Raw genomic sequence first — 25,024 nt, 5'->3', positions numbered from 1 at the left:
TAAGTTACCTCAAGGTCATATGCCATCGCTAGACTCTTCGTCATGTCACGGGCCAACGCTGGAACGAAGGGCGTCCCGCGCGCCGACCGCGAGCTGCAGATCGTGCGGACGGCTTGCGAGGTCTTCGGCACCGTCGGGTTCGCCCGGGCGTCCGTCGCCGGGATCGCGGCCGACGCCGGCATCTCGAAGCCGCTGGTCTACCAGTACTTCGGCTCCAAGGAGGGGCTCTTCCTGGCCAGCTTCAACTACGGCGCCGAGACGCTCGCGGCCGAGATGGAGCGGGTCGCCGCCGACGACTCCGTCGGCCTCGAGCGCGGCCTGCGTACGCTCGACGGTCTCTTCCGCACCCTCGAGCCCCAGCCCTGGCTGTGGCGGCTGCTCTTCGACCCGTCCGCACCTGACGACGGCGAGGTGGCGGCGGCTCGCGCGGTCTACACCGACCGCATCACCCGGCTCGCCGTCGAGGGCGTCGGTGAGCTGATGCGGCTCGTGGGCGACGACGACCCCCTCGACGCCTCTGCGCTGACCGCGGTCTGGATGAGCGCCGTCGATGCGCTGATCACCTGGTGGCTCGATCATCCGGGCGTCACCCCTGCTGAGATGACGGAACGGTGCCACCGGCTGATCACGGCGGTCTCCGGTGCCGCGCTTCCCGCCCAGATCGGTCCCGCCGCGAGTAGCCTTCGCGCGTGAGCGAGCACCAGCGAGTGAACCATCGAATCATCACGCGCCCGCGTCCGTACCCTGGCGCTTGCGCTACGGAGGCGGGCGCGTGAGCATCGGCAGAGACCTCCAGTCGGCGATCTTCCGCAAGGGCCTGTTCGGCCACCGGCCCGTGGTGCCGACCGAGCCCTCGGCGCTGGCCGAGGCCGCCCACCGGGCGATGAGCAAGGAAGCCTGGGCGTACGTCGCCGGCGGAGCGGGCCAGCAGCGCACCGTCGCCGCCAACACCGCGGCCTTCGACCACTTCCGGCTCGTGCCCCGGATGCTCGCCAACGTGGAGACCCGCGACCTGCGTACGACCCTGTTCGGCGTGGACATGCCGGCGCCGCTGATGCTCGGCCCGGTCGGCGTGCTCGAGCTCGCCCATCCGCGCGCCGAGCACGAGGTCGCCGCGGCGGCCCGTGCGACCGGCATCCCGATGGTCATCTCCACCCAGGCGTCGGTCCCGATGGAGGACGTCGCCGCGGATCTCGGGGACACCCCGCGGCTCTACCAGCTCTACTGGTCCAAGGACGAGTCGATCGTCGAGTCCTTCGTACGCCGCGCCGAGGCCATTGGCTCCGACGCGCTGGTCGTCACGCTCGACACCCACATGCTGGGGTGGCGTACGCGTGATCTCGACCTGGGCTACCTGCCCTTCGCGAGGGGACTCGGGATCGCGCAGTACACCTCCGACCCGGCCTTCCGCGCCCTCGTCGACGAGCGGATCGCGGCGGGCTCCGGGATGAGCGTGCGACCCGGGCTCCGGGAGATCCCCGCGGCCCTCTCCGCTGTCGCCTCGATGGCCCAGCACCATCCGGGCAAGGTCGTCGAGAGCCTTCGTTCGGGGCATGCCCGGGCCGCGGTCGAGACCTTCCTCGACGTCTTCTCCCGCTCAGACCTGATCTGGGACGACCTGGACCGGCTGCGCGAGATGACCGACCTGCCGATCGTGCTCAAGGGACTCCAGGCGCCCGAGGACGCCCGCCGCGCGCTCGAGCACGGCGTCGACGGGATCATCGTTTCCAACCACGGCGGCCGCCAGGTCGACGGTGCCATCGCCTCCATCGACGCCCTGCCGAGCATCGTCGACGAGGTCGACGGCCGCATCCCGGTGCTCTTCGACTCCGGCATCCGGTCCGGCGCCGACATCCTCAAGGCCCTCGCCCTGGGTGCGGACGCGGTCCTCCTCGGGCGCCCGTACGTCTACGGCCTCGCGCTCGCCGGTGCCGCCGGTGTCCAGGCCGTCGTCGAGCACATGATCGCCGAGCTCGACCTCTCCCTCGGCCTGGTCGGCTGCCGCTCGGCCGACGAGATCGGCAGGGAGCTCCTCGGCTGAGGCTCGGGGTGAGCGGGACACGTACGGACCGCGCCAAGTTCATACTTTATGAGGGGGCGCGATCTGAGCACCCCACCTACGATGCAGGTGATGAACCCGCAATCTCCGCCAGATATCGTCGTGATCGGCGGCTCCAACATGGATCTCCACGCTCGGGCGCACGAGCAGGTGGTGATGGGTTCGAGCATGTCCGGATCCGCCGGTCTCTCGCCTGGCGGGGTCGGCCGCAACGTCGCCGAGAACCTCGCGCGCCTGGGTGACTCGGTGGCGCTGGTCTCGGTCGTCGGCGACGACCCGATCGGCGACGAGGTGATCAGCTACACCGAGGACGTCGGCGTCGACTGCACCTACGTACGCCGCCGGGCAGACGTACGCACCGGCACCTACAACGCCGTCCTCGACTCCTCCGGTGAGCTGGTGGTCGCGGTGGCCGACATGGCCGCGACCGACGAGTTCTCCCCGCTGGTCGTGGAGGCGGCCCGCGACATGATCAAGAATGCGCGGGGTGTGCTCGTCGAGGGCAACATCCCGGTCCGCACCGCCGAGGTGGCGATCGACCTCGCCCACGACTTCGACGTGCCGGTCGGCTTCGACCCGGTCTCGGTGCCGAAGGCGCGGCGCGCGCGTGACCTGATCCGCGCCGACCGCGAGCTCTACCTGGTCACGCCCAACCAGGCCGAGCTGGCCGCCCTCACCGACCTCCCCGCCGGCACCGACGCGGAGATCGAGAAGGCGGTCCACTCGCTGCACGACCGCGGGGTGGGCGTCGTCTGGGTGCGCCTCGGCGCCCGCGGCTCGGTGATCAGCTACAACGACGTCTACCAGGAGCTTCCCGCCGTGCCGACCGACGTCGTCGACGTGACCGGCGCCGGCGACGCGATGCTCGCCGCGTTCACCCACGAGCTGCTCCGTGAGGTCGATCTGGTCGAGGCGGCGCGCTTCGGCCACGCCGCGGCCGCGCTGACCTGCGGCACCCACGACACCGTCCGGATGGACCTCAGCGAGAGCCTCGTGCGGGAGCTCGCATGAAGGTGAGGCTCACCGACGAGGTCGCCACAGCGCTCGCTGAGGGGAGCCCGGTCGTCGCGCTGGAGTCGACGATCATCAGCCACGGCATGCCCTACCCCGACAACGTCAAGATGGCCACCGAGGTCGAGCAGATCGTGCGCGACAACGGTGCCGTCCCGGCCACGATCGCGCTGCTCGACGGCGTTCCGTGCGCCGGCCTGGACCACGACGACCTCGAGCTCCTCGCCTCCGACCCCGACGTGACGAAGGTCAGCGTCCGCGACCTTCCCTACGTCGTCGCTCGCGGCCTCCACGGAGCGACCACGGTCGCGGCGACCATGCGCCTGGCGGCGATGGTCGGGATCAGGACGTTCGTGACGGGTGGGCTCGGCGGCGTACATCGGGGCGCGAGCGAGTCCTTCGACATCTCCGCCGACCTGACCGAGCTCGCCCGCACGCCGGTCGCGGTGGTGAGCGCCGGCGTGAAGTCGATCCTCGACATCGGCCTGACCCTGGAGACGCTGGAGACCTACGGGGTGCCGGTGCTGGTCAACGGCAGCGACGAGTTCCCGGCCTTCTACTCCCGCAGCTCCGGCTTCCCGGCGCCGCTGCGCATCGACGGCCCCGCCGAGGCGGCCGCGGTCATGAAGGCCACCTGGGACCTCGGCCTGCCCAGCGGTCTGGTCGTCGCCAACCCGGTCCCCGCCGCCGACGAGATCCCCGCCGAGGTGATCGGGAAGCACATCGACCAGGCCCTCGCCGACGCGGATGCCCGCGACATCCACGGCAAGGACATCACCCCGTTCCTGCTGGCCAGGATCGTCGAGCTGACCGCCGGTGACTCGCTGACGACCAACATCGCGCTGGTACGCGACAACGCGGCCTTCGGTGCGCAAATGGCGGCAACCTTTGCGGCGAGCGTCTAACTCCTCACCACTCGTTCACCCCGGAGACACCGCACGCGGCCTAACGTCTCGCCTGTCTATGCGTTGATCCTCCCGTGACCGTCAGCCCCCACTCCGGCCCCAGCATCGGCCCGTCCCGGCGCACCCTGCTCAAGACCGGCCTGATCGGTGGCGCGGGAGTCGTCGCCGGCCCGATGCTGTGGACACAGGCGGCCAGGTCGGCGGCGCCGGCCACCGGCGTACATCTCTCCTACGGAGCCAACCCGGTCAGGCAGATGAACGTGTCCTGGTCGACCGCAGGCTCGGTGCAGGGGGCGCGCCTCGACCTCGGTGTCACGCCCGACTACGGGCTCACGGTCCGTCCGGAGTCGCTCTCCTCGATCCGCGTCGACAGCGTCTACCACCACGTCGACCTCAGCGACCTGAAGCCCGGCACGCGCTACTACTACCGGCTCAGCCACGACGGAGGCACTCCGACCCGGGGCTCGTTCACCACCGCCCCGAAGAGCAGGGAGAGCTTCCGCTTCGCCGCCTTCGGCGACATGGGTGTGGCCGAGGACGCCGTACGCAATGTGAACCTGATCCGCCAGCAGGGCGCCGAGTTCGCGTTCGTCGTCGGCGACATCGCCTACGCCGACACCGGCGGTCAGGGCAAGAGCGGTGAGCTGCAGCAGGACTTCGGGGTGTGGGACGAGTTCCTGGCCCAGATCCAGCCGAGCGCCAACGCCATCCCGTGGATGACCGTGGTCGGCAACCACGAGATGGAGAACGGCAACGGCGAGCTCGGCTACGACGGCTACCGCGCCCGCTTCCGCCACCCCGGCAACGGTGCCGGCAGCGGCCAGGAGACCTACTCCTTCGTCCGCGGCAACGTCGCCTTCATCGCGCTCGACGGCAACGACGCGACCTACGAATACACCCGGAACGCCGGCTACCTCGGCGCTGCCCTGGACAGCTGGCTGGAGCAGCGGCTGGCCGCCTTCCGGGCCCGCGACGACATCGACTTCATCCTGGTCGGCTTCCACCAGTGCGCCTACTGCACCAACATCGCGCACGCCTCCGACGGCGGCATCCGCGACCGCTGGGAGGAGCTCTTCGACCGCTATCAGGCCGACGTGGTGATCAACGGCCACAACCACTGCTACGAGCGCACCCACCTGATGCGCGCCGGCAAGCCGGTCCAGGAGGCGCCGCGCGGCGCCACGGTCGACACCGAGCAGGGCACGATCTACATCACCGCCGGCGGTGGGGGCGGCTCGACCTACCCCGACGTCCTGCCCGTGCTCTCCTACTACACGGACAAGAACGGCCTGAAGATCCCCGAGCCGACCACCTACCGCGCGGTCGGCGACGCGACCCACTCGGTCGCCTTCTTCGACGCCCATCCGCGCGATGCCCACGGGCAGGCCAAGCTCGTCCTCGAGGTCATCGCCTCCGACGGGTCCGAGGTCGACACGCTCACCATCACCAGGTCGCGTTGATGCGGGCCCCTTTAGAGTCTATGCGCGTGGGGGGAATCAGAAGGAGAAAGCCGAGGCTGCTCAGCGTGGTCGTGCCGGTCTACAACGTGGCCGACTACGTGGCGGACAGCCTCGACAGCATCCTGCGCCAACCACTGCGCGAGGTGTGCGCGATCGAGGTCGTCGTGGTCGACGACGGCTCGACCGACGGATCTGCCGACATCGTCAAGGACATCGCCGCGAAGGACTCGCGCGTCACGCTGATCAGCCAGCCCAACTCCGGCGTCTCCATCGCCCGTCACACCGGGATCGAGGCCACCACGGGTGATCTGCTCACCTTCGTCGACCCCGACGACATCCTGCCCCGCGACGCTTGGAGCTCGATGATCAGGACCCTGCGGCGTACGGGCTCCGACTTCGCGGTCGGCTCCGCCGAGCGGGTCACCGTCGTGAACGGCGAGGAACGGAGGTACGTCACCCCGCTGATGCGCCGCAACCACACCCGGACACGCCTCAGGTGCCGGATCGAGGACGCGCCGCTGATGCTGGCGGACGTGTTCGTGTGGAACAAGATCTTCCGTCGCTCCTTCTGGACCGACAACGACATCACCTTCCCCGAGCGCACCCGCTACCAGGACCAGGTCGCCCTGACCCAGGCGTTCCTGAGCGCCCGGAGCTTCGACATCCTCAGCGACGTCGTCTACGACTGGCGGGTCCGCTCCGACCTCTCCTCCGCCACCCAGAAGCGCGCCCAGATCGCCAACCTGGTCGAGCGGATCACGACCAAGCGGCAGACCGTCGAGCTGGTCGCTGCCTTCGGCTCGGAGAAGCTGATGCGGACGCTGCGCACCGAGATCCTCCCGATCGACATGTGGGAGCACTTCCGTGCTGCCGTCAACCCCACCACCGAGGATCCCGACCGCTACTGGTCGCTGCTCCGCGACGTCGTCCTCGAGCTCTGGTACGACGCCGGCGTCCCCTTCGAGGAGACCACCGTCCCGCGTGGCCAGCGCCTGATGGCCTGGCTGGTCGCGCAGGACCGCCGCAGCGATCTCGCCGATCTCATCGAGATGATCGACGAGCGGGGCCCGGCCAAGGCGATCCAGGCGTTCGCCGCCGCAGAGGACCTGCCCGTCGGCCTCTGAGCCCCACGCGATCCACGTGAAACCCCAGGGCGTATCAGAAGGTCCCTGGGGTCTCAGGGACTTAAGACCCGCGATGTACCTGTATGCGTCGGGAATTGGGCGATTCCCGTTGCGCGGGGGTTCCCCCGGGGGCAAGGTGTGGGCACCCCACGTCGTTGCTGCGAGGAGCTCACTGAATGCCCAGCGTCGAGCTGACGGCCGGTCCTATCGACTTCGAGGATACCGGCGGTGACGGTCCTGTCCTGGTGCTCCTCCACGGGGTGCCGATGGACGGCCGCCTGTGGCGACGTGCGATGCCCTATTTCGGTGGGTTCCGGGTGATCCGGCCGACGCTTCCGCTCGGCGGCCACCGCAAGCCCATGCGTCCCGACGCCGACCTCAGCCAGCAGGGGGTGGCCAGGATCCTCGGCGACTTCCTCGACGCCCTCGACCTCCACGACGTCACCCTGGTCCTCAACGACTGGGGCGGTGGCCAGTTCCTCATCAACGAGGAGCGCACCGACCGCATCGGGCGGCTGGCGCTGGTGGCGTGCGAGGCCTTCGACAACTACCCGCCGAAGGCGGCCAGGCCGCTGGCGGTGCTCGCCAAGGTGCCGCCGCTGTTCACCGCGGGGCTGCAGCTGTTCCGCATGGAGAGCTTCCGGCAGATGGCCTCCGGCTATGGCGGCATGTCGGTCGACAAGGAGTACCACCTCTACGACGACCTCGTTCACGGCTGGTTCGCGCCCGCGCTGACCGACCGGGCGATCCGCCGCGACTTCATCAAGTTCGCGGGCGGTGCCCCGGGGCGCGCCAAGCTGCTCGAGCTGGCCGAGGGCCAGCAGAAGTTCACCAAGCCGGTGCTGGTGGTCTGGGCCGACCAGGACACGATGATGCCCGCCGAGCACGGTCCGCGGCTGGCTGAGCACTACCCCGACGCGCGGCTGGAGATCGTCAAGGACTCCTCCACGCTGGTGCCGATCGACCAGCCCGAGCTGCTCGCCGGGCTACTTCGCGAGTTCGCTCTCGGTCCGGTTGACCCGGTAGGCGAGGAAGCTCGGGACCAGTAGCGCACACAGCGCGATCCCGAGGAGGTTGAGCAGGCCCCCTCCGGTGGTCGCGATCGCGGTGCCGACCACGGCTGCCGCGCCTCCGTGCAGGACGTCCGCGACCCGTGGGCCGCCCGCGACGACGACCGTGAAGACGCCCTGCAGCCGGCCGCGTACGTTGTCGTCGGCCGCCGACTGCAGCATCGACATCCGGATGGCGGCGGAGGCCACGTCGGCAGCGCCGGCGACCATCAGGAAGAGCACGCCGAGCCCCAGCATGATCGTCGTGACGTGGTCCGCGAACGCGATCGTGAGCCCGAACAGGGTGATCCCCAGTGCCCACACCGCGATGCACCAGATGACCACCTTCCCCTGGGCCTCGATGCGGGAGACCCAGCCGGAGAAGATCCCGCCGACCACCGCGCCCGCCGGGATGGCCGCGAAGAGCAGCGCGAACGCGATGCCGCCCTCCGCGGGCCCGCCGAAGGACTCGTGCGCGATCTGCGGGAACAGCGCCCGCGGCATCGCGAAGACCATCGCGATCAGGTCGACCACGAAGCTCATCAGCAGCACCGGCTGGTGGCGCAGGTAGGCGAAGCCGTCCCACACCGACCGCAGCCCGGGCACCTTCGAGCCGGCGCCCTCGACGGGGATCTTCGGCAGCAGCACGACCGCGTAGAGGGTCGCGAAGAGCGTGACGGTGTCGATGGCGTACAGCCAGGTGAAGCCGGTCAGCGGCAGCATCACGCCGGCGACCAGGGGTCCGGCGATCGCGCCGGCCTGGAAGACCGTCATGCTGAGCGAGTTGGCGGCCGGGAGCAGGTGCGCCGGCAGGATCTTGGGGAGCAGTGCCGACCGGGTCGGCTGGTTGACCGCGAAGAAGGCCTGCTGCACCGAGAAGAGCGACAGCAGCACCCAGACGTTGGTGTTGCCGAGCGCGGACTGGAGCCAGAAGAGCGCGCTGGTGGCGATCAGCCCGATGGTCGAGACCAGCAGGATCGTACGCCGGTCGAAGTGGTCCGCGAGCGCGCCGCCGTAGAGGCCGAAGATGATCAGCGGGACCAGGCCGAAGACACCGGTCAGCCCGACATACGCGCTCGAGCCGGTGTCGGCGTAGATCTGCGCCGGCACCGCGACCACGGTCAGCTGCGCGCCGATCATGGTGATGATCCCGGCGATCCACAGGCGCCGGAAGTGCGGCTCCTGGAGGGGGCGGGTGTCGGCTACGGCACCCCTGAGTCTGGCGGTGATGCTCATCGCTGTGCGGTCTTCGACATGGTTACCGATGCTAAACGAATGAATTTACCTGGAGAAATTCTGATGTGGGGTGTCGGATACCGAGGTAGACGTTCGTAGCAAGGGTGAGAGGCGGTCACCGAGGCCGCCCGACACGAAGGAGTGAGCACCATGGCCAAGTACCTGATGTCTGTCTGGGGTCCCGACTCGGACTACGAGAAGGAGCACTACGGCTACGCCTCGCAGGAGGAGATGATGGCCTCGTTCGAGGCGACCGGGAAGTTCAACGAGAAGCTGCAGCAGGAGGGTTACTTCGTCTTCGCCGACGGCCTCGACGCCGCCAAGACCGCGACCGTCGTCGACGGCCAGGGCGACAAGCCGATCATCACCGACGGCCCCTACGCAGAGGCCAAGGAATACATGGCCGGCTTCTGGATCATCGACGTCCCCGACCTCGACGTCGCGCTCAAGCTGGCCGCCGAGGCGTCGGCCGCGTGCCTCGGCAAGGTCGAGGTGCGTCCGATGCAGACCGGCCCCGAGGCGTGAACCGCCGTTGATCGAGGTCGATGAGGCGATCACCCGGGCCCACCAGGAGGAGTGGGCACGGGTGGTCGCCAGCCTCGCCAAGCGCTTCGGCGATCTCGACATCGCCGAGGACGCGGCGGCCGAGGCGTTCACGGTGGCTGTCGAGCGCTGGCCGCTCGACGGCATACCTCCCAACCCCGGCGCCTGGCTCACCACCACCGCCAACCGCAAGGCGATCGACCGGATCCGCCGCGAGTCCAAGCGTGACGACAAGCAGAAGGAGGCCGTCGCGATGCACGATGACACCCCGCACGAGCCTCTCGGCGCGATCGAGGACGACCGGCTCCGGCTGCTGTTCACCTGCTGCCACCCCGCGCTCGCGCCCGAGGCCCGGGTCGCGCTGACGCTGCGCATGGTCGGCGGTCTGACCGTGCCCGAGATCGCCAAGGCCTTCCTGGTCCAGGAGACCACCATGGGCCAGCGGATCACCCGCGCGAAGAACAAGATCAAGGCCGCTCACATCCCCTATCGGGTCCCGGAGGCGGCTGACCTCCCCGAGCGGGTCTCGGGCGTCCTGGCGGTCCTCTTCCTGGTCTTCAACGAGGGCTATCTCTCCTCCGGCGACCACGAGAACTCCGTACGCGGCGACCTGACCGCCGAGGCGATCCGGCTGACCCGGCTGGTCCGTGCGCTGCTGCCCGACGACGGCGAGGTCGCCGGTCTGCTGGCCCTGATGCTGCTGATCGAGGCGCGGCGTACGGCTCGGGTCTCGGCGACCGGCGAGCTGGTCCGGCTCGACGAGCAGGATCGCGGCTCCTGGGACCTCGCGCTGATCGCCGAGGGCCACGCGCTGGTGCGCGAGCGGCTCGCGGCCGTCGCGAACGGCGGATCGCGGCCCGGCCGCTACCAGATCCTGGCCGCCATCAACGCCGTCCACACCTCGGTGCGCGATGCCCGCGACACCGACTGGTCCCAGATCGTCGCGCTCTACGACCAGATGCTCCGCGTCGACGCCTCGCCGATCGTCCGGCTCAACCGTGCGATCGCGGTCGCCGAGCTGGACGGTCCCGAGGTCGCGCTGGCCGAGATCGACCGGCACCTCGGATCCAGCCTGGACGACTACCACGCCTTCCACGCCACCCGGGCCGACCTGCTGCGCCGGCTCGGTCGCAGCGGTGAGTCGCGGGCGGCGTACGACCGGGCCATCGAGCTCGCCGAGAACGCCGCCGAGGTCGCGCTGCTGACCAGGCGCAGGGACCAGCTCGGGAGATGATCCGAAGAAATTCGTCCGAGGCTGTCGGATCGGCGCGGGTGCGTTCGTAGAAGAGGTGAACGGCGGTCACCGGGCCGCCGCCGACGACACAGGAGAGAAGAGCGAAATGCCGGAGTACATCATCGCGTTCAACGACGAGTGGGTCGCCGAGCACACCATGGAGCAGCTGATCCACAAGCGCGACACCTCGATGGCCGTGACCAAGGAGATGAAGGACGCGGGGGTCTTCGTCTACGGCAACGGCGGGATCGACGCCTCGACCGCGATCTGCAGCGTCGAGCTCGGCGACGACGGCGAGCCCGTGTTCACCGATGGCCCGTACGTGGAGACCAAGGAGCACCTCGGCGGCTTCTTCGTCATCGACGTGCCCGACGACGAGACCGCGCGCTACTGGGCCGGCAAGATGGCGGTCGCGCTCGACTGGCCGCAGGAGATCCACCGCTTCCCGGGACCGCCGCGCATCGAGGAGTGAGTTGCAGACCTGATCCGACGCTTCGCCGGATCTCGGCGGCGAAGCGTTTCAGGTCGTGGCAGGCTTGCTGCATGACGCCAGCGCCGCTTGCCCTGCCCGAGACCGACAACGCGGAGACCTGGGTCAAGGAGCGTACCTCGCAGACGCTGACCCACGTGCGTGAGCTGGCGGAGCAGCTGCGGAGCGCGCCGCCGAGCCAGGCGCTGGAGGTGCTGAAGGCCTGGGACCAGCTCTCCCTCGAGCTCGGCTCGCTCGGCGGGCTGGCCGGCCTGCTCGCCAACGTCCACCCCGTCGAGGCGGTCCGCACGGCGTGCGAGGACACCGAGGTCGAGGTCGACCGGCTGCGCACGGAGCTCACCCAGGACCGGGCGCTCTACCAGGTCTTCGCAGACCTGCCGGCGGACCAGACCGATGCTCTCGACCCGCTCGCCGCTCGGCTCCTCGAGAAGACGCTGCAGGACTTCACTCGCGCCGGCGTCGACCGCGACGACGCCACCCGCGCCCGGCTCACCGAGATCAACGAGCGGCTCACCGAGCTCAACCTGGAGTTCTCCCGCGTCACCAGGGACGATGTACGCATCACCACAGCCACCCCGGAGCAGCTCGACGGCATGCCGGCCGACTGGTTGGAGGCCCACCCGGTCAACGGCCAGGGGCTGGTGGAGATCACCACCGACTACCCCGACGCGCTCCCGGCGCGGATGTTCGTCAAGGACCCCGCGATCCGTCGCGCCGTCACGATCGCCGGGCTCGAGCGCGGCTGGCCCCACAACGACGCGGTCCTCAAGGAGATGTTCGCGCTCCGGCACGAGCTGGCCACCCTGGTCGGCTACGAGGACTGGCCGGCCTTCGACGCCGAGGTGAAGATGATCGGCGAGGGGCGGGCGATCCCGGAGTTCATCGACAAGATCGCCAGCGCCGCCGAGGGGCGGATGAAGCGCGACCTCGAGGTGCTCCTCGACCGCTACGAGCGCGACGTCCCGGGGGCCAGCGCGGTGTCCGCGGCCGACGCGCTCTACTACGAGGAGCTGGTGCGACAGGAGAAGTACGGCGTCGACAGCCAGGTGGTGCGTACGTACTTCGACTTCGCGAAGGTCCACCAGGGTCTGCTCGACGTCACCGGCCGGCTCTTCGGCCTGCGCTACGAGCCCGTCTCCGACGGCGTCACATGGCACGAGGACGTGACCGTCTTCGACGTCTATCCGCACGACGGCGGGGAGCGTCTCGGGCGCATCTACCTCGACCTCCACCCGCGCGAGGGCAAGTACAAGCATGCGGCGCAGTTCGACCTGGCTCCCGGGGTGAAGGGACGGCAGCTGCCCGAGGGCGTGCTGGTCTGCAACTTCTCCCGCGGCCTGATGGAGCACGACCACGTGGTGACCCTCTTCCACGAGTTCGGCCACCTGATCCACCACGTCCTGGGCGGCCAGGGCGAGTGGGCGCGGTTCTCCGGTGTGGCGACGGAGTGGGACTTCGTCGAGGCTCCCAGCCAGATGCTGGAGGAGTGGGCCTGGGACGCCGACGTGCTCCAGACCTTCGCGACCAACGACGCCGGCGAGCCGATCCCCGCCGACCTGGTGGTCCGGATGCGGGCCGCGGACGACTTCGGCAAGGGCTACCACGCGCGGCAGCAGATGTTCTATGCCGCGATCTCCTACTGGTTCCACAAGGAGCAGCCCGAGGATCTCACCAAGCGGCTGCAGGAGCTGCAGGCGGCGTACTCTCCCTATCCCTACATCGACGGCACTCACTTCTTCGCCAATTTCGGCCACCTCGGCGGTTACTCCTCGGGGTATTACACGTATATGTGGTCGCTGGTGATCGCCAAGGATCTCTTCAGTGCTTTCGACCGCGAGAACCTGTTCGATCCCGAGGTGGCCGGGCGTTATCGCGACCTCGTGCTGGCTCGTGGTGGCGAGAAGGATGCGGCCGATCTGGTGGCCGATTTCCTAGGCCGTCCCTATGGGTTCGACGCCTACGCCGCCTGGTTGGTCGCCTGACGGTTCGCATAAAAGGCGGCAAGTACGGGTACGTCTGCGGCGGAGATGTAGCAGGGCTCTGGGCGTCAATTTTCGTAAAGGTTGACGCATTTTGCGTCCGTTGGAGCGGCAAACTTGCGTCTTGAGCCTCGCTGGGTAAACGTCTCTACAGCAGAGGTGCCTGTTGCGTGCGCCACTCGGGACTGCGCGTCGATTCCCAGGCACCCTGAATTCAATACCCGCATAGGGGGAGAGATAGATGGATGCCTTGAAGGACATCGACTGGGTGGCTCTCGGGGGCAAAGTGCTTGCCGCCATCGCCATCCTCGTCGTCACGTGGATCATCGCCAAGATCGTCGCGTGGGCGTTCAAGAAGCTGACCTCGAAGATCGGAGTGCTCCAGAAGGCCGGCTCGGACGGTGACAGCATCGGCGCGAGTCTCGGCTCGGTGGCAGCCCTACTCGTCTGGCTGTTCGGCCTGATTGCGCTGCTACAGCTCTTTGGGCTCTCGCAGGTGCTCGCACCGATCCAGGGGCTGCTCGACGGGATCCTCGGGTTCCTGCCGAACCTCATCGGGGCCATCTTCGTGTTCATCGTCGGTGCGCTGCTCGCGAAGGTGGTGCGCCAGCTCGTCGAGACCGCCCTCGGGGCTCTGCCCTGGGACCGTTGGCTCGGTGACGGCGCGCGCAAGGCGAGCGACACGATGGACGCCACAGTCGGGGTCGACCCGAACCGCACCCGAGTGTCCGGTCAGGCGCCGGGCACCGCGCCGCCGGGATCCGCGGCCGCCACGGGTGCCTCGCAGGGTCGCCAGATCGTCAAGGTCATCGGCCTGGTCCTCTACTCGATGATCATGATCGTGGTCGCGATCGCCGCCCTGCAGATCCTCGGCATCCGGTCGATCTCCGACCCGGCGACCGACATGCTCGACATGATCCTGGCCGCCATCCCGAAGATCATCGCCGCGGGCATCCTGCTCGCGATCGGCGTCTTCATCGCCCGCTTCGCCGCTGACCTGATCGGTGGCATCGTCGACGGCGTCGGCCTGGACCGTTCGCTGCACTCCATGGACGTGCTCCCCGCCGACAAGAGCGCCACCCCGGCGATCACCAAGATCGTGCAGATCGGCATCGTGCTGTTCTTCGCCGTGATGGCCGCGCAGATGCTCGACTTCCCGCAGATCACCGCGTTCATCAGCGAGGTGCTCGAGCTGGGCGGCAAGGTCATCTTCGGTGCGGCGATCATCGCTGCCGGCTTCTTCATCGCCACCACGATCGCCAAGCTGGTCTCCGGCGCGGCCTCGCAGATCCTGAAGTACGCCACGATCGCGCTGTTCGTCGCCATCGGGCTCAAGTTCATGGGTCTGGCCGACTCGATCATCAACCTCGGCTTCGGTGCCGTGGTCGTCGGTGGTGCCGCTGCCGCGGCGCTCGCCTTCGGCCTGGGTGGTCGCGACGCTGCCGCCCGTCAGCTGGAGCGCCTCCAGGCGCAGGGTGGTGCGCGCGCGGCGACCACGCCGACCACGCCCCAGACCCCGCCGACGACCCCGCCGCCGCCCCAGACGCCCGGCGTCTGATCGCAGCGACGACCGTCAGGGTCTGACTCAGGGAGCCCCCGGATTTCCGGGGGCTCCCTTCCATTTCGCTTGAACGGGTGTGTGGAGCGGCGTACGATCACGATATATCGCGAAGGAACGCGATCGAGACTTCTGAAAGAGAGAACCCGATGACGTACAACAACAGCAACCCGTGGGGTGAGTGGATCGACCAGATCGGTCGAGAGTTCGGCAAGGGCGGCCCGCGCCGCTCCCATGGCTGGCAGGGTGGTCCCGGCTGGGGCGGACCTGGTTGGGGTGGACCCGGATGGCAGGGCGGCCACCACGGTCGCGGACGCGGACCGGCCGGCCCGCCGCCCTGGATCGCGGCGCTGCTCGGCTTCGACAACCAGCCCCCGCAGCGGCCCGGTCCCCGGGTCCGTCGTGGCGACGTACGCTCCGCCATCATCTACGTGATGGCCGAAGCGGCCGAGCAGGGCCAGGTGATCAACGGCTACCAGGTGATCCAGCAGATCTCCGAGCGCAGCTCGGGTGAGTGGCGGCCGAGCCCCGGCTCGGTCTACCCGACCATCCAGCAGCTCGAGGACGAGGGTCTCGTGGAGTCCGACGACGAGCACGGCCGCCGGGCGATCCGGCTGACCGAGGCCGGCAAGACCTACGCCACTGAGCACAGCGACGAGCTGGCGGCGGTTTGGAAGCCGTTCGACAAGGCCGTCGACAACGCCCGCGAGCAGAGCCGCGGCGGCCGTGGTGGTCCCGGTGGTCTGGGTGACCTGGCCGGCTTCGGAGTCCTCGGCGGCGAGCTCGCCCAGGTGCTCCCGGCCGTGTGGCAGCTCGCCACCTCCGGCACCGACGCCCAGCGCCAGGCCGCCGCCGACATCCTCGCCGACACCCGCCGCAAGCTCTACGGCCTCCTCGCGGCCGGCGACGATGAGCACACCATCACCGCCGAGCAGATCGACGAGGCCGAGGAGACGGACGACGGCGACGACCCCGGCCCCGACCCGAAGGCCTGATCTCCAGCAACGGCAGGTGCCCCACGCTCCCGAGCGTGGGGCACCTGCTCAATTCGCGGCCGACTCAGAGGGCGTCGAGGTGGTCGACCATGTGGCGGTGGCCGACGGCTTCGTAGCCGACGATGGTGACCACCGGCGCCAGCGCGACGACGATGAGGCACCACGCCACCGGCACGCCCGCGACCGCCATCACGATGCTCGCGATCAGCACGGCGGCGGTGAGCCCGACCAGGAGGATGTGGAACGGGTCGATCACGTGCATGAACGAGTTGTAGAGGACGTACAGGAGCAGGGCGTAGGCCGCGACCGGGATCGTCACGGACGCGACCGTGCCGACCTCGCCGAGCTTGGAGTGGTGCTCGAGCAGGTAGGCGGCCACGTGGAGGCCGGCGCCGGTGGCTGCGATCGAGGCGAAGAGCAGGATGTGGCCGTAGCCCCACAGGAACGAGCGGTCGCGACGGCGGTGGAGCACCTCTGCCCAGGGGATCGTGAAGTAGGTCCACCACTGGCCGAAGGTCAGGCCGATCCCGGCCGTGAGCAGCAGGATCGCGTCGAGGCTCCACCCGAGCTCCGGCTCGTGGACGATCGCGGACATCACCGCGACGGTGCCGATCACGCCCTCGCCGAGGGTGATGATCGTCAGCAGGCCGTAGCGCTCGGCGATGTGGTGGGCGTGCCAGGGTGTGCCGCCGAAGTGGCGCTCGGCGATGAACGGACCGACCAGCTCGATCACCAGGGGCACCAGCATCGCCGCGAACGCGACGGACACGGTCAGCGGCAGGATGGCGATGATGCACCAGAGCACCTGCGCCGTGAGGATCGTGATCAGGTAGACCCGGTGCGCGGGGCGTCGGGCCGGGTCCTGACGCCAGGCGCGCATCCATTGGCCGCAGAGCGCGACCCGCATCACGACGTACCCGACGATCACGATCTCGTTGTGGAGCCGGTGACCCTCGTGGATGCTCTCGAACAGCTCCGGCAGGCCGAGCGCCATGATGATCACACCGACCATCTGCACCATCGTGAGCAGCCGGAACGCCCAGTCGTCGGTGTCGTAGGCCGAGGCCATCCAGGAGTAGTTGATCCAGGCCCAGCAGATCGCGAACGAGGCGAAGCAGAACGCCACGATCCCCGCCGCGATGTGTCCTTCCGCGAGCTGATGGGCCAGCTCGTTGCCGCTCACCCCGAAGGCCACCACGAAGGTGAGGTCGAAGAGCAGCTCCAAGGGGGTGGCGGCCCGATGGTCCTCGTGCGGGTCGCGTCCGGTCATCTGCCGCAGGCGGCTCGTTGCATTCACCCTGGTGAGGATAGGACCTGGGAGCGTACGTTTCGTGGCATGAGCGACATCCTGATCAAGGTGCGTGGGTCACACAGCGTCGAGGTGGCGCCGGAGCGCGGGGTGGTGTCGGCCGAGGTCGTGTTCGACGGGTCCTCGCCGGAGCCGGTGATGGAGCGGGTGCAGCGGGGACTGCACGGCGTGCGGGCGGAGCTCGAGCGCCTCGAGCGGGATGGCGCGATCGAGCGGTTCGTCGTCCAGCGGGTTCGTACGTCGGCGGAGCGGCCGTGGAGCCAGGACGGAAAGCAGCTGCCGCTCGTGCACCGGGCGTCCGTGGGGCTCACGGCCGAGTTCGTCGACTTCACGGCGCTGTCGGCCTGGGTCGGCCGCACCGCGGCCGACGACGGTCTCCAGGTCCACCACATCGAGTGGCGCCTGACCAAGGACAGCCGCCTGAAGGTCGAGCGGGACGTACGTCAGGAGGCGGTGCGCCAGGCGAAGGTGCGTGCGCAGGACTACGCCGATGCGCTCGACCTCGGGCCGGTCGCGGTCCGGAGCATCAACGACGTCGGCGTCAGCCATGAGGTCGCGTACGCGTCGGCGGCCATGGAGATGGCGGCCGCGCCCAAGATGCATCGGGGCTCGACCGCTCCTGACCTGGCCTTCGATCCCGACGACATCACGGTCAACGCCGAGGTCGAGGCCGCCTTCACGGTCACCTCCTGACCGTTGACGGGCTACTTGGCAGCGGCACCCAGCTGGGCGTCGAGACGCTCGGGGGAGAGCAGGTGGTTGATGGCCACCGCGGCGCAGCCGACCATGCCGGTGGAGTCGGCGTGGGTGGAGGGTACGAAGGTGAGGTCGCGGGTGGCCAGCGCGGTCGAGCGGGAGTAGACCGTCTCGCGCACGCCCGCGGTGAACAGGTCGAAGGCGGCCGCCATGTCGCCGCCGATGACGACGACCTCGGGGTTGAGCAGGTTGATCGCGATCGCCAGCACCTCGCCGAGCTGGCGGCCGGCCTCGCGCAGCAGGCCGCGGGCGATCGCGTCGCCGGCGAGTGCGGCGGCGACGAGATCGCGGATGTGGCCGGCGGAGACGCCGGAGTCGACCAGGCCCTGGGTCAGCGCCCAGCCGGCCGCGACGGTCTCCAGGCAGCCGGTCGCCCCGCAGCGGCAGGGGCGCTCGCCGGCGGACTCGACCCGGGTGTGGCCGATCTCGCCGACGGCGCCGGCGTGGCCGCGCAGCACCTTGCCGTCGGCGATGACCGCCAGGCCGAGGCCGGTGGACGCCTTGACGACGAGCGCGTCGCGCGGGTGGAGCCCGCTGCCGAAGAGCTCGGCCGTGGCCAGGGCATCGGTGTCGTTCACGAGCACCAGCGGGCCGTCGGTGAGCCGCTCGAAGTAGGGGTCGAGCGCGACGCCGTCCCAGCCCCGCATCACCGGTGAGTCGACCGAGACCCGGCGGACCGGGTCGACCACGCCGGGCAGGCTCATCCCGACGCCGAGCACCGGCGGCTCGATGCCCTCCAGGAGTCGCTCGAGCCGGTCGGTCACGTCAGGCATCAGGTCGTCGGCGGCGATCCCGACCTCGTGGTCGCGGGTGTCCCCGGCGAGCTCGCGGCCGTCGAGGTCGAAGACGGCCAGCTGGCTGCGGGAGCGCCCGATCGCCACCGCCAGGACGACTCCGGCGTCGGCGTTGAAGCTCAGCGACCCCGGCGGTCGGCCACCGGTGGAGGCGAGCTCCTCGCCGGTGAGGAGCAGCCCGGCGTCGACGAGGGCCGAGACCCGCGAGACCACGGCCGTACGCGACAGGCCGGTCGTCTTCTGCAGATCGCTGCGGGTCACGGCGCGTCCGGAGCGCACCAGATCGAGGACGTCGGCGGCGGTTGTCATCTCGGGCATGAGGCGAGCCTACGCCACTTATGTCTTCGACGTACCAAAGATTTACTTGTATCGATCCAAAGATCGTGACATTGTGTGCCAAAGCACACAGCCTTTTGGAGGACCCGTGACTGCCGTTTCCCCCACCGTCGCCGACGTCACCGCTCGTCTCGTCGAGCGTTCCGCCGCCACCCGGGCCGACTACCTGGCTCGCATCGCGGCCGCCCGTGTCGCCGGGCCCGCCCGCGGTCGGCTCGCGTGCAGCAACCTCGCGCACGGTTTCGCGGCCTCCACCGCGCCGACCAAGGCCGAGCTCAAGGTGATCACCCCGGCGGCGAAGCCCAACGTCGCGATCGTGACCTCCTACAACGACATGCTCTCGGCGCACGCGCCCTACGAGACCTACCCGCCGCTCCTCAAGGCCGCGGTGATGCGGGCCGGCGGGCTGGCGCAGGTCGCCGGTGGCGTACCCGCGATGTGCGACGGCATCACCCAGGGCCGCGACGGCATGCAGGTCTCGCTCTTCTCCCGCGACGTGATCGCGATGTCGGCCGGGATCGCACTCTCCCACGATATGTTCGACTCGGCGCTGATGCTGGGCGTGTGCGACAAGATCGTGCCGGGTCTGCTGATCGGCGCCCTCTCGTTCGGCCACCTGCCGACCGTCTTCGTGCCGGCCGGCCCGATGTCCTCCGGCCTCCCCAACAAGGAGAAGGCCCGCGTTCGCCAGCGGTACGCAGCCGGCGAGGCCACCCGCGAAGAGCTGCTCGAGGCCGAGGCCGCCAGCTACCACTCCCGCGGCACCTGCACCTTCTACGGCACCGCCAACTCCAACCAGCTGCTGATGGAGGTGCTCGGTCTGCACCTGCCGGGCTCCTCGTTCGCCTCCCCGGACACCCTGCTGCGGGCCGCGCTCACCCGCGCAGCCGCCGCGCGTGCGACCGAGCTGGCGCTGAGCGGTGGTCCGGGTGTGGGCGAGATGATCGACGAGAAGTCGATCATCAACGCCTGCGTCGCGCTGCTCGCCTCGGGCGGCTCGACCAACCACACGATGCACCTGGTCGCCATCGCGCGCGCCGCCGGGATCCAGCTGACCTGGGGTGACATCTCCGACCTGTCGCCGGTCGTGCCGCTGCTCACCCGGATGTACCCCAACGGCTCCGCCGACGTGAACCACTTCCACGCGGCCGGCGGCGTGAGCTTCCTGATCCGCACCCTGCTCGAGGCCGGGCTGCTCCACGAGGACGTCACCACGATCCTGGGGCCGGGGCTGTCGACCTACACCCAGGAGCTGCGACTCACCCGCGACGGCGACGTCGAGCTGGTCGAGGGCGCGCCGGTCTCCGGCGACCTCGACGTGCTCCGGCCGGCTTCGGATCCCTTCTCGCCTGACGGTGGCCTGCGGGTGCTGACCGGCGAGCTCGGCACCGCGGTCATCAAGACCTCCGCGGTCGCGCCCGAGCACCGGGTCGTCTCCGCCCCCGCGGTCGTCTTCGACGACCAGGCCGACTTCCTCACCGCCTTCTCCGAGGGTCGCCTCGACGGTCGCGACTTCGTCGCGGTGGTCCGCTACCAGGGCCCGGCGGCCAACGGGATGCCCGAGCTGCACAAGCTCACCCCGGCCCTCGGTGTCATGCAGGACCGCGGCCAGCACGTCGCCATCGTCACCGATGGCCGGATGTCCGGCGCGTCCGGCAAGGTGCCGGCCGCCATCCACCTCACCCCCGAGGCCGCGCTCGGCGGACCGCTCGCGCGGGTGCAGGACGGCGACCTGATCACCGTCGACGCCGTCGCCGGTACGCTCTCGATCGGAGTCGACGCCGACGAGTTCGCGCACCGCCCGGCGACCGGCCGCGCGCCGCTCGACGCCGAGTGGCGTGGCACCGGCCGCGAGCTCTTCAGCGCCTTCCGTGCCACCGTCGGTTCCGCCGACACCGGCGCCTCTGTCTTCCAGTTCGCCGCATCGTCCCAGGAGAGCCCCGTCCATGTCTGACCTGAAGTCCACCGACCTGCTCGACCTCTCCCCGGTGATCCCGGTCGTGGTCGTCGACGCGATCGACCAGGCGGTGCCGGTGGCCCGCGCCCTCGCCGAGGGTGGCGTGCCCGTGGTCGAGCTGACGCTGCGTACGCCGGTGGCGCTCGACGCCATCCGGGCCATCGCCGCCGAGGTGCCGGAGGTGCTGATCGGCGCCGGCACGGTGACCACGCCGCTGCTCGCCAAGGAGGCCGCGGCGGCCGGGGCCCAGTTCCTGGTCTCGCCGGGTGCCACTCCGACGCTGCTCGGTGCGATGCGCGACACCGGCCTGCCGTTCCTGCCCGGCACCGCGACCGTGTCCGAGGCCCTCGCGGTGCTCGAGACCGGTCACACCGCGATGAAGTTCTTCCCGGCCGAGGCCTCGGGCGGCGCCAAGTTCCTGGGCTCGCTGCCGTCGGTGCTGCCCGACGCACGCTTCTGCCCCACCGGCGGCATCTCGCTCGCCACCGCCCCGAGCTACCTCAGCCTCCGCAACGTCGGCTGTGTCGGCGGCTCCTGGCTCACCCCCGCCGACGCGCTCGCCTCCGGCGACTGGGACCGCGTCACCGCGCTCGCAGCCGCCACCGCCGCCCTCCGCTGACCCAACCCCTGCCGAGTCGGCGCTACTGCCCCGCCTCAGCGTGCCGAGTCGGCGCATCTGTCCCACGCCCTTGGGGCAGATGCGCCGACTCGACCCGATTTTCTGGGACTGACGCGCCGACTCGGCTGGTTAGCGGTAGATCAGGTATTGGCGGCGGGTTGTGTCGAAGGCGGCCAGCTCGTCGCGCCATGCCGCCTCGACCTCGTCGCCGGTGGCGCCGGCGTCGATCTGCGTACGCAGCCTCGTTGATCCGGTGAGCTTGTCGATCCAGAACGGGCGGGCGGTGTCCCAGGAGTCCTGGCGCCAGGCGAACTCCGGATAGAGCGCCTTCGCGGTGACCAGCATCTCGACCCCGGCGCGGATCGGGTCGAACCGGTCGCGGTCCTGGATGGTGACCTGTACGCCGCCGCAGACCTTGCCGGCGTGCTTGTTGACCGACGGGTTGAAGTAGGCCTCGCGGAACGTCACGCCCGGAAGCCCGGCCTCCTCCAGCGCTGCGGCCCAACGGTGGTCGACGAACGGCGCCCCGATCAGCTCGAACGGCTTGGTGGTGCCGCGTCCCTCGGAGAGGTTGGTGCCCTCGAACATGCAGGTGCCGGGGTAGGCCAGCGCGGTGTCCGGCGTCGGCATGTTGGGGCTCGGCAGGACGAAGTCGAGCCCGGTGTCGGCGTACAACGTCCTTCTCCGCCACCCGGAGACCTGCACGATGTCGAGCTGCGCCAGCCGCCCGCCGGCGTGCTCCTCGAGGAACTCGCCGTCGAAGAACCGGGCCAGCTCGCCGACCGACATCCCGTGCTGCTGGACGATCTCGCGGGCGCCGACGCCCGAGGTGTACGCCGCGGTCATCATCGGTCCGCGAGCGACCCCGCCCACGGGGTTGGGACGGTCGAGGGCCACGAAGCGCTTGCCGGTCGCGACCGCCGCCTGCATCGCCGTCCACATCGTCCAGATGTAGGTGTAGAACCGGGAGCCGACGTCCTGGATGTCGAAGACGACGGTCTCCACGTCGGCGGTCGTGAACAGCTCGCGCATCTTCGCGACGTTCGCGCCATAGGCGTCGTAGACGGTCAGCCCGGTGCGCTCGTCGACGAAGGTGCCCTCCGAGCCGCCGGCCTGGGCGGTGCCGCGGAAGCCGTGCTCAGGGCCGAAGACACCGGCGATCTGCACGGCCCCGGACTCGTGCATCTCGTCGACGATGTTGCGCAGGTTGCGGAGCACGCCGGTCGGGTTGGTGATGATGCCGACGCGCTCGCCGGACAGCACCGACCAGCCCTCGGAGGCGGCCCGGTCGGCTCCGGGCCGGACGGCCTCCCGCCCGAGCGGCTCGACCGTCGGGGCGGGGGTCTCCGTCGCGCCCGCCGCGCCGGACGAACCCGTGATCAGCGGAGTCGCCGCGGCGCCGGCCGCGACGGCACCGAGCAGGCGGCGTCGGTCGATCCTGGGAACTTCATTGTTCATGGGGTGCTCCTGTGCCGAGGGGGAGGATCACCTTGCAGGCTAGCCCTGCCGACGGCGTTTGGGAGGGGAATTCCTGGGCCGCCCGGCCGAGGCCGCCGATGCCCGGGTGTCCGACGGGTCGACCGTTCGTCGTGGCAGATCGACCGTTCGTCGTCGTGTTGGTCGATGGGGACTGGACACCGTGGCTCAATGTGACCAAGGTCACACATCGTCCAACCCCACTTCGACAGATCTCGGAGGTGACCCATGCCGTCCTCGTCCAAGGGCTCGTGGATCCTTGTCGGGATCCTCCTGTTCGCGGCGGCAGCACCGTCACTCGCGGTGCCGCTGTACGCGAAGGAGGATCCGACGCTCGCCGGATTCCCGTTCTACTTCTGGTTCCAGCTCGTCCTGATCCCCTGCTCGGTCCTGTTCACGACCATCGCCTACTTCGTCGCCAAGGCCGCGTTCCGGCGTGACCGTGCCGCCGCCGGGCGCCCATGGAAGGAGGGCGGCCAGTGAGCGCGGTCGCAGTCTCCGTCTTCGCCTTCCTGTTCCTGCTGGTCACGATCCTCGGCTTCTCCGCTGCGCGCTGGCGCCGGGCGAAGTCGTTGGACAATCTCGACGAGTGGGGCCTGGGCGGTCGTGGGTTCGGTACGTTCGTGGCCTGGTTCCTCATCGGAGGCGACCTCTACACGGCGTACACCTTCATCGCGGTCCCCGCGACGCTGTTCGCCGGCGCCGCAGTCGGCTTCTTCGCCGTCCCCTACACGATCCTCGTCTACCCGATCATCTTCGCGTTCCTGCCGAAGCTGTGGTCGGTCTCGCACAAGCACGGGTACGTCACCCCGGCCGACTTCGTCACCGGCCGCTACGGGTCCAAGTCCCTCGGCCTCGTGGTCGCGCTGACCGGCCTGCTCGCCACGATGCCCTACATCGCGCTGCAGCTGGTGGGCATGGAGGTCGTGCTCGAGGTGATGGGCCTGCAGAGCGACTCCTCGAACTGGTTCATCCGGGACCTGCCGCTCTTCATCGCGTTCGCGGTGCTTGCTGCCTACACGTACTCGTCCGGGCTGCGGGCGCCGGCGCTGATCGCGTTCGTGAAGGACTCGCTGATCTACATCGTGATCATCGTGGCGATCGTCTACATCCCCTCGCAGATCGGTGGCTGGGCCAACATCTTCGATACGGTGCAGGCCAGCTTCGACACGTTCAACACCGAGAACGCGGACGCGATCGCGGCCGGCGAGGCCACACCGAAGGCGCTGTTCCCGACGCAGGCGGCGGGCCAGTGGGCCTACGCCTCGCTCGCGCTCGGCTCGGCGCTGGCGCTGTTCATGTACCCGCACTCCATCACCGGCGTGCTCTCCACCCGCAGCCGCAACGTGATCCGCCGCAACGCCTCGCTGCTGCCGGCCTACTCGTTCCTGCTGGGCCTGCTGGCGCTGCTCGGGTTCGTCGCCCTCGCGGCCGGCGTCATGGTCGGCGACCCGCCGAACCCGCAGCTCGCGATCCCGCAGCTCTTCGAGGACCAGTTCCCGGCGTGGTTCGCGGGCGTGGCGTACGCGGCGATCATCATCGGTGCGCTGGTGCCGGCGGCGATCATGTCGATCGCGGCGGCGAACCTGTGGACGCGCAACATCTACAAGGCCTACCTCAAGCCCGAGGCGACCCCTGAGGACGAGGCCAAGCAGGCCAAGATCGTGTCCCTGATCGTGAAGTTCGGGGCCCTGATCTTCGTGCTCGCACTGTCGAAGTCGTACGCCATCAACCTGCAGCTGCTCGGCGGTGTCTGGATCCTGCAGACGCTGCCGGCGATCGTCGTCGGGCTCTACACCCGGTGGTTCCACCGCTGGGCGGTCATGGCCGGCTGGGCGGTCGGGATGGCATACGGGACGATCGTGGCGTACGGCGTCTCCTCACCGACCCAGGAGCACTTCGGCGGGCCGCTGGCGCCGTTCCCGGGCACGGAGACCCCGATCTACATCGCGCTCACCGCGTTCCTGCTGAACATCATCGTGGTCGTGGTGCTGACTCCGATCCTGAGGGCGCTCAAGGTGCCCGACGGTGAGGACGCCACGGTGGCGTCGGACTACACGGTCGACGCGGGCGACGAGGGTGTCGTCGACGAGCTGATCTCGACGACCGAGGTGCGCTGACCCTGAGCAAAGTC

The 25,024-nt window shown here is 69.5% G+C and carries 22 protein-coding genes; 18 read left to right on the top strand and 4 right to left on the bottom strand.

Annotation, left to right across the window (positions count from 1 at the left end):
• Nucleotides 1-42 precede the first annotated feature (42 nt).
• From G5C66_RS06060 to G5C66_RS06030, 7 genes are all read left to right on the top strand, one after another.
• Nucleotides 43-693 carry a TetR/AcrR family transcriptional regulator gene (locus G5C66_RS06060; RefSeq protein WP_165110068.1) on the top strand — a complete coding sequence of 217 codons (651 nt, stop codon included), beginning with the start codon at nucleotides 43-45 and terminating at the stop codon, nucleotides 691-693.
• A gap of 79 nt (nucleotides 694-772) precedes the next feature.
• On the top strand, nucleotides 773-2,041 hold the full coding sequence (locus tag G5C66_RS06055; protein WP_165110067.1) for an alpha-hydroxy-acid oxidizing protein: 1,269 nt from the start codon (nucleotides 773-775) through the stop codon (nucleotides 2,039-2,041).
• A gap of 90 nt (nucleotides 2,042-2,131) precedes the next feature.
• On the top strand, nucleotides 2,132-3,070 hold the full coding sequence (locus G5C66_RS06050) for a carbohydrate kinase family protein (protein WP_241248276.1): 939 nt from the start codon (nucleotides 2,132-2,134) through the stop codon (nucleotides 3,068-3,070).
• On the top strand, nucleotides 3,067-3,975 hold the full coding sequence (locus G5C66_RS06045; RefSeq protein ID WP_165110065.1) for a pseudouridine-5'-phosphate glycosidase: 909 nt from the start codon (nucleotides 3,067-3,069) through the stop codon (nucleotides 3,973-3,975). The genes G5C66_RS06050 and G5C66_RS06045 overlap by 4 nt, the downstream gene beginning before the upstream one ends.
• Nucleotides 3,976-4,049: 74 nt before the next feature.
• Nucleotides 4,050-5,435 (top strand): metallophosphoesterase, encoded by a 1,386-nt coding sequence (locus tag G5C66_RS06040; protein ID WP_165110064.1) that lies wholly within the window; start codon nucleotides 4,050-4,052, stop codon nucleotides 5,433-5,435.
• 20 nt (nucleotides 5,436-5,455) lie between these two features.
• Nucleotides 5,456-6,559 (top strand): glycosyltransferase family 2 protein, encoded by a 1,104-nt coding sequence (locus G5C66_RS06035; protein WP_241248275.1) that lies wholly within the window; start codon nucleotides 5,456-5,458, stop codon nucleotides 6,557-6,559.
• Nucleotides 6,560-6,735: 176 nt separating this feature from the next.
• Nucleotides 6,736-7,608, top strand: coding sequence for an alpha/beta fold hydrolase (locus tag G5C66_RS06030; protein ID WP_165110062.1), 873 nt, complete (start codon nucleotides 6,736-6,738; stop codon nucleotides 7,606-7,608).
• On the opposite strand, the gene G5C66_RS06025 is transcribed toward G5C66_RS06030, so the two are convergent.
• Nucleotides 7,546-8,844 (bottom strand): MFS transporter, encoded by a 1,299-nt coding sequence (locus G5C66_RS06025; protein ID WP_165110061.1) that lies wholly within the window; start codon nucleotides 8,842-8,844, stop codon nucleotides 7,546-7,548. The genes G5C66_RS06030 and G5C66_RS06025 overlap by 63 nt on opposite strands.
• Before the next feature lie 150 nt (nucleotides 8,845-8,994).
• Between G5C66_RS06025 and G5C66_RS06020 the strand changes: the two genes are divergently transcribed.
• From G5C66_RS06020 to G5C66_RS05995, 6 genes are all read left to right on the top strand, one after another.
• Complete coding sequence (locus G5C66_RS06020) at nucleotides 8,995-9,369, top strand: YciI family protein (RefSeq protein ID WP_165110060.1); 375 nt, start codon at nucleotides 8,995-8,997, stop codon at nucleotides 9,367-9,369.
• Between the two features lie 7 nt (nucleotides 9,370-9,376).
• Nucleotides 9,377-10,621, top strand: coding sequence for an RNA polymerase sigma factor (locus tag G5C66_RS06015; protein ID WP_165110059.1), 1,245 nt, complete (start codon nucleotides 9,377-9,379; stop codon nucleotides 10,619-10,621).
• A gap of 106 nt (nucleotides 10,622-10,727) precedes the next feature.
• The gene (locus tag G5C66_RS06010; RefSeq protein ID WP_165110058.1) at nucleotides 10,728-11,093 is read left to right on the top strand and encodes a YciI family protein; all 366 of its coding nucleotides are present in this window, start codon (nucleotides 10,728-10,730) and stop codon (nucleotides 11,091-11,093) included.
• A gap of 71 nt (nucleotides 11,094-11,164) precedes the next feature.
• Nucleotides 11,165-13,093: a M3 family metallopeptidase gene (locus G5C66_RS06005; protein WP_165110057.1), complete on the top strand. Its 1,929-nt coding sequence runs from the start codon at nucleotides 11,165-11,167 to the stop codon at nucleotides 13,091-13,093.
• Nucleotides 13,094-13,331: 238 nt separating this feature from the next.
• Entirely contained in the window at nucleotides 13,332-14,648 is a 1,317-nt protein-coding gene (locus tag G5C66_RS06000; protein ID WP_165110056.1) for a mechanosensitive ion channel, read from the top strand.
• A 149-nt stretch (nucleotides 14,649-14,797) separates the two neighbouring features.
• Nucleotides 14,798-15,643, top strand: a complete 846-nt coding sequence (locus G5C66_RS05995; protein WP_165110055.1) for a PadR family transcriptional regulator — start codon at nucleotides 14,798-14,800, stop codon at nucleotides 15,641-15,643.
• 64 nt (nucleotides 15,644-15,707) lie between these two features.
• Here the strand turns inward: G5C66_RS05995 and G5C66_RS05990 are convergent, their stop codons facing one another.
• Complete coding sequence (locus G5C66_RS05990) at nucleotides 15,708-16,940, bottom strand: low temperature requirement protein A (protein WP_338144082.1); 1,233 nt, start codon at nucleotides 16,938-16,940, stop codon at nucleotides 15,708-15,710.
• A gap of 39 nt (nucleotides 16,941-16,979) precedes the next feature.
• On the opposite strand from G5C66_RS05990, the gene G5C66_RS05985 reads away from it, so the two are divergent.
• The gene (locus G5C66_RS05985) at nucleotides 16,980-17,645 is read left to right on the top strand and encodes an SIMPL domain-containing protein (RefSeq protein WP_165110054.1); all 666 of its coding nucleotides are present in this window, start codon (nucleotides 16,980-16,982) and stop codon (nucleotides 17,643-17,645) included.
• Nucleotides 17,646-17,656: 11 nt separating this feature from the next.
• On the opposite strand, the gene G5C66_RS05980 is transcribed toward G5C66_RS05985, so the two are convergent.
• Nucleotides 17,657-18,820 (bottom strand): ROK family transcriptional regulator, encoded by a 1,164-nt coding sequence (locus tag G5C66_RS05980; protein ID WP_165110053.1) that lies wholly within the window; start codon nucleotides 18,818-18,820, stop codon nucleotides 17,657-17,659.
• Nucleotides 18,821-18,926: 106 nt separating this feature from the next.
• Between G5C66_RS05980 and edd the strand changes: the two genes are divergently transcribed.
• The gene (edd, locus tag G5C66_RS05975; RefSeq protein WP_338144081.1) at nucleotides 18,927-20,792 is read left to right on the top strand and encodes a phosphogluconate dehydratase; all 1,866 of its coding nucleotides are present in this window, start codon (nucleotides 18,927-18,929) and stop codon (nucleotides 20,790-20,792) included.
• Nucleotides 20,785-21,414 carry a bifunctional 4-hydroxy-2-oxoglutarate aldolase/2-dehydro-3-deoxy-phosphogluconate aldolase gene (eda, locus tag G5C66_RS05970; RefSeq protein WP_165110051.1) on the top strand — a complete coding sequence of 210 codons (630 nt, stop codon included), beginning with the start codon at nucleotides 20,785-20,787 and terminating at the stop codon, nucleotides 21,412-21,414. The genes edd and eda overlap by 8 nt, the downstream gene beginning before the upstream one ends.
• Nucleotides 21,415-21,543: 129 nt before the next feature.
• Here the strand turns inward: eda and G5C66_RS05965 are convergent, their stop codons facing one another.
• The gene (locus G5C66_RS05965; protein ID WP_165110050.1) at nucleotides 21,544-22,872 is read right to left on the bottom strand and encodes an exo-beta-N-acetylmuramidase NamZ family protein; all 1,329 of its coding nucleotides are present in this window, start codon (nucleotides 22,870-22,872) and stop codon (nucleotides 21,544-21,546) included.
• A gap of 246 nt (nucleotides 22,873-23,118) precedes the next feature.
• On the opposite strand from G5C66_RS05965, the gene G5C66_RS05960 reads away from it, so the two are divergent.
• Together G5C66_RS05960 and mctP are read left to right on the top strand one after the other, a co-directional pair.
• Nucleotides 23,119-23,373 carry a DUF3311 domain-containing protein gene (locus tag G5C66_RS05960; RefSeq protein WP_091043495.1) on the top strand — a complete coding sequence of 85 codons (255 nt, stop codon included), beginning with the start codon at nucleotides 23,119-23,121 and terminating at the stop codon, nucleotides 23,371-23,373.
• On the top strand, nucleotides 23,370-25,010 hold the full coding sequence (gene mctP, locus G5C66_RS05955; RefSeq protein WP_338144080.1) for a monocarboxylate uptake permease MctP: 1,641 nt from the start codon (nucleotides 23,370-23,372) through the stop codon (nucleotides 25,008-25,010). The genes G5C66_RS05960 and mctP overlap by 4 nt, the downstream gene beginning before the upstream one ends.
• Nucleotides 25,011-25,024: the final 14 nt, after the last annotated feature.

The sequence above is a fragment of the Nocardioides turkmenicus genome (genome assembly GCF_011045035.1).
Taxonomy (GTDB): domain Bacteria; phylum Actinomycetota; class Actinomycetes; order Propionibacteriales; family Nocardioidaceae; genus Nocardioides; species Nocardioides turkmenicus.
The sequence above is the reverse complement of the archived record's forward strand: the minus strand, read 5'-3'. Positions and strand labels throughout refer to the sequence as shown.